At 73.4% G+C, this 12,470-nt stretch carries 10 protein-coding genes; 5 read left to right on the top strand and 5 right to left on the bottom strand.

Going from position 1 to position 12,470, the window contains the following annotated elements; all coding sequences use genetic code 11:
* The first annotated feature begins 13 nt into the window (after positions 1–13).
* Both R2737_02480 and R2737_02475 read left to right on the top strand, forming a co-directional pair.
* Positions 14–1,381: an aldehyde dehydrogenase family protein gene (locus tag R2737_02480; GenBank protein MEZ5115111.1), complete on the top strand. Its 1,368-nt coding sequence runs from the start codon at positions 14–16 to the stop codon at positions 1,379–1,381.
* Between the two features lie 5 nt (positions 1,382–1,386).
* Positions 1,387–2,151, top strand: a complete 765-nt coding sequence (locus tag R2737_02475) for a 3-oxoacyl-ACP reductase (GenBank protein ID MEZ5115110.1) — start codon at positions 1,387–1,389, stop codon at positions 2,149–2,151.
* Positions 2,152–2,420: 269 nt separating this feature from the next.
* Here R2737_02475 and R2737_02470 read toward each other — a convergent pair whose 3' ends face one another.
* Both R2737_02470 and R2737_02465 read right to left on the bottom strand, forming a co-directional pair.
* Positions 2,421–3,137, bottom strand: coding sequence for a gamma-glutamyl-gamma-aminobutyrate hydrolase family protein (locus R2737_02470; protein MEZ5115109.1), 717 nt, complete (start codon positions 3,135–3,137; stop codon positions 2,421–2,423).
* A 33-nt stretch (positions 3,138–3,170) separates the two neighbouring features.
* Positions 3,171–4,037, bottom strand: a complete 867-nt coding sequence (locus R2737_02465; protein ID MEZ5115108.1) for a GNAT family N-acetyltransferase — start codon at positions 4,035–4,037, stop codon at positions 3,171–3,173.
* Positions 4,038–4,284: 247 nt separating this feature from the next.
* Here R2737_02465 and moeZ point away from each other — a divergent pair, with 247 nt between their 5' ends.
* The gene (moeZ, locus tag R2737_02460) at positions 4,285–5,475 is read left to right on the top strand and encodes an adenylyltransferase/sulfurtransferase MoeZ (GenBank protein ID MEZ5115107.1); all 1,191 of its coding nucleotides are present in this window, start codon (positions 4,285–4,287) and stop codon (positions 5,473–5,475) included.
* A 64-nt stretch (positions 5,476–5,539) separates the two neighbouring features.
* Here moeZ and R2737_02455 read toward each other — a convergent pair whose 3' ends face one another.
* A complete protein-coding gene (locus tag R2737_02455) occupies positions 5,540–7,114 on the bottom strand; it encodes an alpha/beta hydrolase (GenBank protein MEZ5115106.1) in 1,575 nt (524 codons plus the stop codon).
* Positions 7,115–7,289: 175 nt separating this feature from the next.
* Here R2737_02455 and R2737_02450 point away from each other — a divergent pair, with 175 nt between their 5' ends.
* Positions 7,290–8,540, top strand: coding sequence for a sensor histidine kinase (locus R2737_02450; GenBank protein MEZ5115105.1), 1,251 nt, complete (start codon positions 7,290–7,292; stop codon positions 8,538–8,540).
* Complete coding sequence (locus R2737_02445) at positions 8,537–9,208, top strand: response regulator transcription factor (protein ID MEZ5115104.1); 672 nt, start codon at positions 8,537–8,539, stop codon at positions 9,206–9,208. The genes R2737_02450 and R2737_02445 overlap by 4 nt, the downstream gene beginning before the upstream one ends.
* 12 nt (positions 9,209–9,220) lie before the next feature.
* Here R2737_02445 and R2737_02440 read toward each other — a convergent pair whose 3' ends face one another.
* Both R2737_02440 and R2737_02435 read right to left on the bottom strand, forming a co-directional pair.
* A complete protein-coding gene (locus tag R2737_02440) occupies positions 9,221–9,691 on the bottom strand; it encodes a (4Fe-4S)-binding protein (protein MEZ5115103.1) in 471 nt (156 codons plus the stop codon).
* Positions 9,692–9,744: 53 nt separating this feature from the next.
* Positions 9,745–12,453 (bottom strand): flippase-like domain-containing protein, encoded by a 2,709-nt coding sequence (locus R2737_02435; protein MEZ5115102.1) that lies wholly within the window; start codon positions 12,451–12,453, stop codon positions 9,745–9,747.
* Positions 12,454–12,470 lie beyond the last annotated feature (17 nt).

Genomic DNA, 12,470 nt, shown 5'->3' with positions numbered 1-12,470 from the left:
GAGAGGGCCTGCGATGACCGCCGTGCACGAGGTCGTGAACCCGGCTACCGAGGAGGTCGTGGCGACCGTCCCGCTGGCCTCGGAGGAGGAGACCGACGAGGCCATCCTCCGCGCGTCGACCGCGCTGGGGTCCTGGCGCGCAGTGGCCCCCGGCGACCGGGCCCGCCTGCTGCGCCGCTTCGCCGAGGCCGTGGACGGCGCGCGCGAGGAACTGGCCCGGCTCGAGGTCGCCAACTCCGGCCACACGCTGAGCAACGCCCGCTGGGAGGCGGGCAACGTCCGGGACGTGCTGGCCTACTACTCCGGGGCGCCGGAGCGGTTGTTCGGCAAGCAGATACCGGTCCCCGGCGGCGTCGACATGACGTTCAAGGAGCCGGTCGGCGTCGTCGGCGTGATCGTGCCGTGGAACTTCCCGATGCCGATCGCCGGCTGGGGCTTCGCGCCGGCGCTGGCCGCGGGCTGCACGGTCGTGCTCAAGCCCGCGGAGCTGACACCGCTGACCGCCATGCGGCTCGGCGAGCTCGCGCTGCAGGCCGGCATCCCCGAGGGCGTGCTGAACGTGGTCCCTGGCAAGGGTCGGGTCGTGGGCGAGCGATTCATCGCCCACCCGGCGGTGCGCAAACTGGTGTTCACCGGGTCCACCGAGGTCGGGATGCGCGTGATGCGGGGGGCCGCGGACCAGATCAAGCGGGTGACGTTGGAGCTCGGCGGCAAGAGCGCGAACATCGTGTTCGCCGATGCGGACCTCGAACGCGCGGCGGCGACCGCGCCGTACGGCGTGTTCGACAACGCCGGCCAGGACTGCTGCGCGCGGTCGCGGATCCTGGTGCAGCGCAGTGTGTTCGACCGCTTCATGGAGCTCTTCGAGCCCGCCGTCCTCGGCGTGCGGGTGGAGGATCCCTCGCTGGAGACCGCGGAGATGGGCCCGCTGATCTCACGCGGCCAGCTGGAGACCGTGGCGTCGTACGTCCCCGACGACGCCCCGGTGGCGGTGCGCGGGTCGTGCCCGACCGGGCCCGGCTACTGGTACCCGCCGACAGTCCTGGCGCCGGTGTCGCCGGGGGACCGCGCGTACCAGGAGGAGATCTTCGGCCCCGTGGTCGTGGTCGTGCCGTTCGAGGACGAGGCGGACGCGATCCGCCTGGCCAACGACTCCGAGTACGGCCTGTCCGGCTCGATCTGGACGCGGGAAGTGGGGCGTGCCTTCCGGGTCGCCCGGGGGGTCGAGACCGGGAACCTGTCGGTCAACTCGCACTCGTCGGTGCGCTACTGGACCCCGTTCGGGGGCTTCAAGCGCTCCGGACTCGGCCGCGAGCTCGGACCCGACGCCCTGGACGCCTTCACCGAGGTCAAGAACGTCTTCATCGCCACCGAGGAGTGAGCAGCGTGAACCGGTTGCAGGACCGCGTCGCCGTCGTCACCGGTGCCGGCAGCGGCATCGGCCTGGCCACCGTGCGGCGGTTCGCCGCCGAGGGGGCGAGGGTCGTGTGCGTCGACATGAACTCCGAGAGCGGCGGGGCGGCCGCGGCGGAGGCCGGCGGCATCTTCGTGCAGGCGGACGTGACGTCCGAGCAGGACGTGGCCCGGGTGTTCCGCACCGCGTTCGAGACGTACGGCTCGGTCGACATCGCGTTCAACAACGCCGGCATCTCCCCGCCGGACGACGACTCGATCCTGACCACCGGGCTCGAGGCGTGGCGCCGGGTGCAGGAGGTCAACCTCACCTCGGTCTACCTGTGCTGCAAGGAGGTCATCCCGTACATGCAGCAGCAGGGCAAGGGCTCGATCATCAACACGGCGTCGTTCGTCGCGACCATGGGCGCGGCCACGTCGCAGATCTCCTACACCGCGTCCAAGGGCGGCGTGCTGGCGATGTCGCGCGAGCTGGGGGTGCAGTTCGCCCGCGAGGGGATCCGCGTCAACGCGCTCTCTCCGGGACCGGTGAACACCCCGCTGCTGCAGGAGCTCTTCGCCAAGGACCCCGAGCGGGCGGCGCGGCGGCTTGTGCACATCCCGATGGGCCGCTTCGCCCACGCGGAGGAGATCGCGGCCGCGGTGGCGTTCCTGGCCTCCGACGACGCCGGGTTCATCACCGCGTCCAACTTCCTGGTGGACGGCGGCATCTCCGGCGCCTACGTCACCCCCCTCTGACCCCGGCGCCTCCTCTCTCCGGCACACGATCCGCATAGCGGATCGTGTGGCCAGGTTGACCGGCGTGTCGCGCCCGGATCCGGTAACACGATCCGGGTGATGTGACGCCTGGGTCCACAGTGGCGTTCGGGGGGCCCGGGTCTCGGCGGCCCGGGTGGCACGCGAGACGCGGCGGATCACCGTTCCTCATCCGCCCCAACCGCATCAACGCCCGGATCGTGTGCCGGTTTGCGGCCGCGACACGCCGCGCGAGTTCGCCACACGATCCGCTATGCGGATCGTGTGCCCAAGGAGTAGGACGAGGCGGCGGCGGTGAGGGCGGCGAAGAGGCTGAGGTCGTCGGCGTACTCCGGGTGCCACTGCACCCCCAGCACGAAGGGCGCGGACGGGTCCTCGCAGACCTCCACCGTGCCGTCCTCGGCCCACCCGGTCACCGTCAGCGTGCCGGGGTCCGCGACGCACTGGTGGTGCGAGGAGTTCACGACCGTCCGGGTGGTCCCGAGGATGCGCGCCACCAGCGACCCCTCCGCGAACGTCGCCGCGTGCAGCGAGAACGTGCCCGGGGCCTCGCGGTGCAGCCACGTCCCCGTCAGCGACGGCAGGTCCTGGTGCAGCCAGCCGCCGTGCGCCACCGCCATCACCTGCAGGCCCCGGCAGATTCCCAGCACGGGCATCGCCCGGCGCCGAGCGCCGGCGTACAGCAGCAGCTCCGAGCCGTCCCGGACGATCCGGGGCTCGTCGGTCGTCTGATGCGGCACGGCGCCGTACCGACCCGGGTCGATGTCGGCTCCGCCGGTGAGTACCAGCGCGTCCACACGGTCGAGCACGTCGTCGTCGAGGTCGTCCGGCGGGAGCAGCACCACCCGGGCGCCGACGGCGGCGAACTTCGACAGGTACCACTCGTGCAGCAGCGCGGCGCGGGTCTCCCACGCACCCCAGCGGGCCGGCTCGAGGTACGACGTCAGCGCCACCACCGGCCGGCTCATCCGCTCACGACTCCCTCGCCCACGACATCGCCGTCAGTGTGCCGTCTCCGGCGAGCGCCCGGTGGCCCGGAACTCGAACGCGACCCGCTCGGCGTGGTCGACGAACCCCAGCCGCGCGTACAGCCCCCGGGACGTGGCGTTGGCTACCTCGGCGAACAGAACCACGTCCTCGGCGACCGTGAGCGCATCCCGGGCCGCAGCGGCCGTCGCTGCCCCGCCGAAGCCCCGTCCGCGCAGGCCCGGCGGCGTGTACACCGGGCCGATCCGCGCGACGCCGCCGAGCTCGCGTCCCCGACCAGCAAGCGACACCGGCGCTCCGTCCGGGTCGCACCACAGGTGCCAGCCGCCGTACGACAGCCGGTCGCGCATCGACAGCGCAGGCGCGGCCGGCATCCCGGTCTCCGCGGCGAACTGCGCCAGCCACGCCATCAGCAGGGCGGCGTCGCCCGCCGACGCGCGCCGCGCCGTCCCGGAAGGGGCGTCACCCGCGCGCAGCTCCTCCAGCCGCATCAGCCGTACGACGTGCCCGAGCGCTGCGGAGCCGCCGGACCCGGCCTGCCACAGCGCCGCCACGCGCGCCGCCGTGGACGGGTCGGACTCGACGCCGGGCGGCTCGATCCCGGCGGCGGCCAGGGCTCCCAGCAGCGCGGCCGCGGCGTGGTCCGACAGGGACCGGTGCGGTCCGGCGTGGACCAGCGCCGGGTAGGGCGGCGTCACCACCACGGCCGCCGGCCCTGGGGACCCCGACCACCAGCCGAAGACCTGACCCGGTGCCATCGGCCCCGCCGCGCGGACGATCGCCACGGTGCTCAGCAGCAGCGTCGCCTCGCTCGGGTCCTGGGCCACCAGCGGAGCGACCGCCGCGGCGAACTCCTCCACGTCCCGCGTCAGGGTCCACACCGCGCCAGCAAAGCGCGACTGTCCGCCCCCGCGCACCCGGATTCCGGCGGGCGCCCCGCTGCGAGGACTTCGCACCTGCGCCGACCACCCACCTGCCGGACCCGGTGCGGGGGAATCCGCAGGGCCCTGGCACCGTTGTGCGCCCCGAGAGGTGCGGCCACGGCCGCGCGACGCACACAGACCGACCGCACACACACCGACCGCACACAGACCGACCGCACGAGGACCGACCGCACGAGGAGACGCCGTGTCCCTGCCCGCCCTGGTGGAGCCCGCCGACCAGCTGACGGTGGACGAGGTCCGCCGCTACAGCCGGCACCTGATCATCCCCGACGTCGGCATGTCCGGGCAGAAGAGGCTGAAGAACGCCAAGGTGCTGTGCGTCGGCGCGGGCGGCCTGGGGTCCCCGGCGCTGATGTACCTGGCTGCCGCCGGCGTCGGCACCCTCGGCATCGTCGAGTTCGATGTCGTCGACGAGTCCAACCTGCAGCGGCAGATCATCCACGGGCAGAGCGACGTCGGTCGCAGCAAGGCCGAGTCGGCCCGCGACTCGGTGAAGGAGATCAATCCTTACGTGGACGTGCGGCTGCACGAGGAGCGCCTCGACAGCAGCAACGTGATGGAGATCTTCGCCGGGTACGACCTCATCGTCGACGGCACCGACAACTTCGCCACCCGCTACCTGGTCAACGACGCCTGCGTGCTGCTGGGCAAGCCGTACGTGTGGGGATCGATCTACCGGTTCGACGGGCAGGCCAGCGTGTTCTGGGCGGAGCACGGCCCGTGCTACCGCTGCCTCTACCCCGAGCCGCCGCCGCCGGGCATGGTGCCCTCGTGCGCCGAGGGCGGTGTCCTCGGCGTGCTGTGCGCGTCGATCGGCTCCATCCAGGTGAACGAGGCCATCAAGCTCATCACCGGCATCGGCGACCCGATCGTCGGGCGGCTGATGGTGTACGACGCCCTGGAGATGCAGTACCGCCAGGTCAAGGTCCGCAAGGACCCGCACTGCGCGGTGTGCGGCGAGAACCCCACGGTGACCGAGCTCATCGACTACGAGGCGTTCTGCGGCACCATCTCCGAGGAGGCGGCTGAGGCCGCGCGCGACTCGACCATCTCGGTTCTGGAGCTGAAGGAGATGCTCGACGCGCGGGAGCGCGGCGACCGGGACTTCGTGCTCATCGACGTGCGCGAGCCGAACGAGGCGGAGATCGTCACCATCCCCGGGTCGACGCTGATCCCCAAGGGCGAGTTCCTCAACGGCAGCGCGCTGGAACGGCTCCCGCACGACAAGCAGGTGGTCCTCTACTGCAAGGTCGGGGGCCGCTCGGCGGAGGCGCTGGCGGTGGTGAAGGGCGCCGGGTTCGCCGACGCGATCCACGTGGGTGGCGGCGTCGTCGCCTGGGTCACGCAGGTGGAGCCGGACCTGCCCGTCTACTGACCGGTCGTCAGCGGGGCCCCGGCGCTCAGCCCGGGGCCCCGCTGACGGACGTGTGGACCGTCCCTCAGGACGTCTGCGGGACGACCTCGTCGACGATCAGCCGGACGAACCGGGGTGCCTCCTCGAACTGCGGTACGTGACCGGACTCGGGGAAGTCGACCCACCGCTTCGCCGGGGCCCGCAGGTCGTCGAACCACTCGCGAGCGAGGTCCGACCGGGCCGTCAGCTCGTGCGTCCCCGCGACGAGGTAGACGGGAACCTCCAGCCGCGGCGCAACCACCCGCAGGTCGAGCGTCTGCACCTGCGGGTACATGACGGCACCCATGTCGGCCAGCGCGCGCAGCTTGTTCACCTTGTCCAGGGGTCCGTACTCGCTGGCCCCGTTGCCGTCGATGCCTCCGGGACGGTGGCTGCTGAAGTAGTCGCTGCGGTCGTACGGCTCGAGGCGGTCGTAGAGCGTGACGAGTGCCCCGTAGGCGTACACGTCGTCGTACGGAGGCGGTCCCCATGACCGCACCTGCTCGGCCAGCGCCACGTCCCCGGTGCGGGCGGCCAGGTCGCGCGCCGCCGCGTTGATGCGGCGGTCGGTCTCCAGGGGGGACACCATCTGCCCGGCGCCGACGTACGCGGCGAACAGGTCCGGGCGGGCCTGCACCGCGAGGACTCCCAGCAGCGTGCCCCACGAGTTGCCGAACAGGTAGATGCGCTCCTGGCCGAAGCGGTCGGCCAGGTACTCCGACAGCGCGACCGTGTCGGCGACGGCCTGCTCCAGCGTCCAGGTGTCGGTGGGGTCGAGGGCGTCGTACGACGTCCCGGTGCCCCGCTGGTCCCACACCGCCAGCACGACGTGATCCTCCAGGTCCGGCAGGTACGACCGGACGTAGCCCAGGTCGCTCTGCCCGGGACCGCCGGCGAGGTACAGCAGCACCGGGGCGCTGGCGCTGCGGCCCCGCAGGAGCACGGTCTGCTCGTGGCCGCCGAGCTCGACCCGGGCCAGCTCCGCGACCGATCCGGGGAGGGGGGCGCCGTCGGGTCCCAGGATGGGGTCGGTGCTGCCGGGACGCGTCAGGGCGAAGCCGACGAGAGCCAGTCCCGTCGCCAGCACCGCGACCACGCCGCGCCGGACCGCTCGGGACACCGTGTGCCAGCGTCCCGGCCGTACGGGAGTGCCGCGCAGCCGGCGCGCCCAGCCCGCCCCGATCGCGGCGCCGACCAGGAGCGGGAGCAGCACGACGAGCGCGTGCGTGCCGCGTCCGGTGACGAGCACGATCAGCCCGAGCATGTCCCCCGGCCGGGGAGCGTCGACGGACGGTCCGACCACGGGGAGCCGGGCGATCTCGACGGCCGCGACGTACGCCAGCGGCTGCACCAGCAAGGCCCAGCGGCTCCCGGACACCAGGCCGCCGAGGACGCCCACCACGGCACCGGAGACCAGGCCGAGGACGACGTGCCAGGCCGTCACCGGTCCGCGGGGCATCACCAGCGCGTGGAGGACTCCCAGCGCCGCGGCGGCGAGCCCGGCGAGCAGCAGCCCGGCGGCCGGCTGGGACCACAGCCGGCCCCACGGCGCCGGGTGTGGGCTGCCTCTGCCGGCAGGGGTCCGCGTGGCCGGCGTGCTGGTCGTGGTGACGGTGCTCATGGTTCCTCCTGGTCGGGGGCCGTTCGTGCGGCCGGTACCAGGCTTCCGGGGCGCGCCCCGGGTGTCGTCGGTCCGTGGTCTCGATCGGCCCCGCCGGCCTCCCGCCGAGGTCGTACGCCGTGGCTCCGTCCCGGGACGGATGCGCGGGCACCGGCCGGATCCCTACGGTCGAGGGGTGGAGTCGCGCTGGGTCCGTGCCCGTCGGGCGATGGAGAGCCGCCCGATGCTCGTCGACGCCGTCATCGCGTCCGCGCTGCTGGTGGGTGCCGTCATCGGGCTCGGGGCCGACGTCGGGGCTGCGGAGGGGTTCCGCCAGTCCGACGCGGTGGCGTACGCCCTCGCCGTGTTGGGGATCCTCCCGTACTACCTGCGCAGCCGCTTTCCGTTCTCGGTGCTGGTCGCAGCCTCGGTCCCCGTCGTCGTCCTGATCGTGCTGGGCTACTCGACCGCCGCCCTGGGTGCGGGGCTGTTCATCCTCGCGTTCACCGTCGCGTCCCGGTGCCCGCCGCGACTCACCGCCGCTGCGGCGGGATACGTGGGCGTGGTGCTGGTGGTCATCGAGGTCCGGGTCCCCGACCGGCTGTCCGTGGCGGAGCTGGTCACCAACGTGGCGCTGTTCGCCGGATCGTTCCTGCTCGGCCTGTGGGCGCGTGACCGTCGGCGCTACGTCGGCTGGATGGAGGAGCGGGCGGCGTTGCTGGAGCGTGACCGGGAACTGGCCGCGCAGCGCGCGGTCGCGGAGGAGCGGGTCCGGATCGCCCAGGAGCTGCACGACATCGTCGCCCACTCGCTGGGCGTCATCGCCGTCCAGGCCGGCGTGGGTGCGCACGTGCTCGACGACCAGCCCGAGGAGGCCCGCCGGGCACTGCTCGCCATCGCGACCACCAGCCGGGACTCGCTGGGGGAGATCCGCCGGATGCTCGGCGCGCTGCGATCGGGACCCGACCTGGGTGCGGCAGGCCCCGCAGGCGGCTACCGGCCCGCGCCCGGGCTCGCCGCTCTGCCCGACCTCGTCCGGGAGCTGGGCGAGGCAGGGGTCCGGGTCGACGTCCGCGAGGAGTGCCCCACCGCTGCGCCCGAGCCGTTGCCGATGAGCGTGGACCTCGCGGCCTACCGGATCACCCAGGAGGCACTCACCAACGTGCTCCGGCACGCCCCGGGGGCGCACGCCGAGGTGGTCGTGCGCCGTCGACCGGGTGCGCTGGACCTGCGCATCGTCGATGACGGGCCCGGTGTCACCCCCGGGCCGTCCGACCACCGTGGGCTCGGCCTGGTCGGGATGCGGGAGAGGGTGCATGCCTTCGGCGGGTCGCTGCGCACCGGGCCGAGGCAGGACGCCCGCGGGTTCGCCGTGGAGGCGCACCTGCCGTACGGCGCCGACGCCGTCGATCAGCCCCTCGGTGAGCCGTCGGCGGGTGCGTCGTGATCCGCGTGCTGGTCGTCGACGACCAGGCGCTGGTGCGCAGCGGCTTCGCCGTCCTGCTGCGGTCGGACACCGACATCGAGGTGGTGGGCGAGGCGGGCGACGGCGGTGAGGCGCTGGCGCTCGTCCGTCGCGAGCGTCCCGACGTGGTGCTGATGGACATCCGGATGCCCGGCATGGACGGGCTGGAGGCCACCCGCCGGATCACCTCCGACCCCGCGACGGCGGGCACCCGGGTCCTGATCCTCACCACGTTCGACCGCGACGAGTACGTGTTCGAGGCGATCCGCAGCGGCGCCAGCGGTTTCCTGCTGAAGGACGTCGAGCCGCGCGACCTCCTCGCCGCGGTCCGGGTCGTCTCCGAGGGCGAGGCGTTGCTGGCCCCGCGGGCGACCCGACGCCTCATCGAGGAGTACGTCGGTGCGGCGACCGATCCCGGGCATCCCTCGGACCGCTTCGACCTGGCCCAGCTCACCGAACGCGAGCGCGAGGTGCTCGTGGCCGTCGCCCGCGGGCTGTCGAACCAGGAGATCGCCGACCAGCTGTACATGGGCTACGCGACGGCCAAGACGCACGTCTCGCGGCTGCTGGCCAAGATGGGCGTGCGCGACCGGGCCCAGCTCGTGGTGGCCGCGTACGAGTCCGGCGCGGTCGCGCCGGGACGCCCGTGACTCGCGCGACCGTCAGTCCTCGCCCTTGGCCCGCACGGTGCTGCGGAAGCCGACGCGCTTGTGCGAGCCGTCGCAGTACGGCTTCTTGGCGGACTGGCCGCACCGGCACAGGAAGAGCTTCTCGCCTTCGCGCAGCGGGCGGCCGTTGCTGGTGAGCAGCGAGACCGGGCCGCGGACCTCGTACGGCCCGTCCTCGGTCGGGGTGATCGTCACCTGCGGCGCGGCGGCCTCGGGGGCGTCGGCGTCGGTGGTCATCTGGTGTGCTCCCTCGGAGGTGGTGCGGGTGTACGACAGCGCGCCGCTCGGGCAGCGGTCGATGGCCTGCGCCAGGGTGTCCGCGTCCGCGTGGTCCGCGCGGATCCAGGGCCTCTCCTGCGGTCGGAAGACCCGCGGAAGGGTGGCCGCGCAGATCCCGGAGTGCTGACAGACCTCGGCGCCCCAGTGGACGGTGATCCCCTCGGTCGGGTAGTCGCGGCGCGCCATGGGCTGATCGTGCCCGGGGTCCCGCGGCACCGCACGTCGGGACCGCGCCGGCGCTACAGCAGCCCCTGCTTCTGCAGGTAGTTGAACGCGGCGTACCCGGGCAGCGTCGGCAGCCAGAACGTGAACAGCCGGAACAGCAGCACGGCGGAGACCGCGATGCCGGAGTCCAGCCCGGCGGCGGTCAGACCGGCGGCCAGGGCGGCCTCGACGGCGCCCAGACCACCGGGGGTCGGTGCGGCCTGCCCGATCGTCGCGCCGGCGAGGTAGACGAACGCGATCGCCGCGATGCCCAGTTCGCCTCCGAACGCCTTGACGCAGGCGACGAGGACGACCACGTACGCCGCGTTGAGCAGCAGGATCCCGCCGACGCCCTCGACCAGCTTCAGCGGTCGCTGCGCGACCGTGACCAGCCGCGGCACGACCTCCTTGAGCAGCGGTGCGACCCGCTTGGTGAAGGCCCGTCGGACGGCGGGGATGAGGAACATCGCCGCGAGGATCACCAGCACGGCGACGACGGCGATCACCGCCGCCGGCGGCGGGTCGAACGAGAAGTCCGCCTGCGTCCCCGCCGCCACGCCGACGCCGAGCAGCAGCAGGATGTGCGTGACGAACGCGAAGACCTGGCTGACCCCGACGCTGGCGGCGGCGAGCGCGGGGTGCAGACCGGACTTCTGCAGGAAGCGCAGGTTGATGGCGATCGCGCCCAGGGTCGGCGGCGACACCAGGGTCGCGAAGTCGCCGGCCACCTGGGCCAGCATCGTCTTCCACAGCGACAGCCGCTCCGGCACGAACCCGGACAGCGACCAGGCGGCCCCCACGTACGTGACCAGCGACGCCAGCAGCGCGACGACCATCCACTCCCACGACGCGTTGCGGACCAGACCGACGAGGTCCACCTGGCCGAGCTGGGACAGCAGCAGGTAGGCGGCCACCGACCCCAGCACGACCATGACGACGGTGCGCGGCCGGATCCGCTCGATCCGGATCTGCTCGGTGTCGGCGTCGGGGCGGATCTCGACCAGACCGTCGCGAAGCTCGACCATGAGGTCCTTGCGCTTGCGCATCGCCCGCCGGGTCTCCGTCGACAGCGCGACCGGCTGCAGCACCGGCAGCGCGCGGGACAGCCCGGACACGCCCAGGACCCGGCGCCCGCTGCCGATGGCCCGCTCGGACGACGTCAGCAGGGCGAGGGTGCACAGCAGCTCGGCGATGTCGATGCGCTGGGTCACGTCGCCGGCGGCGATCGTCCCGGAGGCGGTGCCCAGCAACCAGATCTGGCCCTCGGGGTCCCGCAGCAGGTGGTCGGCGTTGAGCGCGCGGTGGGCCAGCTGGTGCTCGTGCAGGGTGCGCAGCGCGCGCCAGGCGCCCTCCAGGTCCTCGTCGGTGAGGTCGTCGCCGAGGGTGGCGAAACGGGTGCCCTGCACGCGCTCGTAGGCCAGCAGCGACGAGTCGGGACCCACCTCGCTGGCGACCAGGAGCCGGGGTACGGGAGCGCCGGCCTGCTGGGCGGCGTACGCCATCAGCGCCGAGTGCTCCAAGGTGCGGCGCATGTTGAACGCGCCGTTGCCGGTGTCGTCGCGCAGGCGCAGCGCGCGCCAGGCCGACGACGCCAGCCCGGCACCCTCCAGGTCGCGGTCCAGTACGACCACCTCGAGGGTCGCTCCGACCCGGGTGGTGGCGACGTACCGCCTGCCGACCAGCGTGCTCTGGGAGGCGCGCAGGACGGTGAGCGGGTATCCGCCGCGCGCCATCGCGTCGGCCACCTGGACGCCCGACGGGCGGGTGGTCGGGGTGCCCAGGACGTAGCGGACGAGCAGGCCGATCGCCCAGCCGGCGAGGGCGGACAGGGCGACGCCGGCGAGGGTGATGCCGCCGGTCAGCACCGTGACCACGATGAGCGAGCCGATGATGACGAAGGCGGCGACGTTCCACCGGCGCCGGCTCATCAGCCGGGCGACGGTGACGAACGAGATCAAGCCGCCGAGGATCGGGGTGACGGCCACGCTGTCGGTGCTGGTGCTGCCGGCGAGGGCGACGAGCAGCCGGTCGTCGGCGTAGCGCTGCAGCAGCACGACCGTCGCGGTGAGCGCGATCGCGGACAGCAGCAGCGCCACCAGGGCGTCGAAGAGCTGACGGCCACGACGGCGGACGAGCAGGTTGATGGCGACGGCGATGGGCAGGCCGAGCAGGCCGATGCCGCCGACGATGTTGAGGCCCAGCACGACCAGGTCGGGGAGCAGGGCGGCGCCCTCGGTGATGTCCTCGCTGATCCCCTCGGTCGTGCTGGTGGCGAAGTAGGCCAGCAGCACCACGGCGATCATCAGGACGAGGGCGAGGAACAGCCGGGCCAGGTCGATCGGCCGCCGCAGCCGCCGGGGGATCACCCCGTCCTCGATCACGACGGTGTGCAGGTCGGACGTGAGCCGCTCCGAGGCGTCGCCCCGGTCCGGGTCGACCGACCGGTCCCGGTCCTGGTCCGGCGTGCGCGGCGTCGCGCCGTCGGGAGGGGTCGCGCCGCCGGGAGGCGTCGCGCTCCCGGGGGAGTCGGCGTCGTCCGGTGGCGCTGCGGTCGGCGGGTGGGGGTAGGTCACCGTGCGTGGGGTCTCGTCGTCGCGGCGAAGCACCCGCGTGGGCTCGGTGCCGGAGTCGGCGAGGTCGGCCGCCGCCTCCGGGGTCGCCGCGCCCGGCCCGACCGAGTCGGCGGATGCGCCGTCGCGCGGGCCGGCTGCTGCCCGCCCGGCCTCGGCCCGCTGCTCGGTCACCGGACGATCGTCGCAGA

The sequence above is a fragment of the Candidatus Nanopelagicales bacterium genome, from assembly GCA_041393815.1.
Lineage (GTDB): Bacteria > Actinomycetota > Actinomycetes > S36-B12 > JAWKJK01 > JAWKJK01.
The sequence above is the reverse complement of the archived record's forward strand: the minus strand, read 5'-3'. Positions and strand labels throughout refer to the sequence as shown.

Bases quoted from the DNA above. Each gene is read 5' to 3' on its own strand.
- R2737_02480 (MEZ5115111.1), top strand. From the start codon at position 14: ATGACCGCCGTGCACGAGGTCGTGAACCCGGCTACCGAGGAGGTCGTG.
- R2737_02470 (MEZ5115109.1), bottom strand. From the start codon at position 3,137: ATGAGCCGGCCGGTGGTGGCGCTGACGTCGTACCTCGAGCCGGCCCGC.
- R2737_02455 (MEZ5115106.1), bottom strand. From the start codon at position 7,114: ATGAGCACCGTCACCACGACCAGCACGCCGGCCACGCGGACCCCTGCC.
- R2737_02440 (MEZ5115103.1), bottom strand. From the start codon at position 9,691: ATGGCGCGCCGCGACTACCCGACCGAGGGGATCACCGTCCACTGGGGC.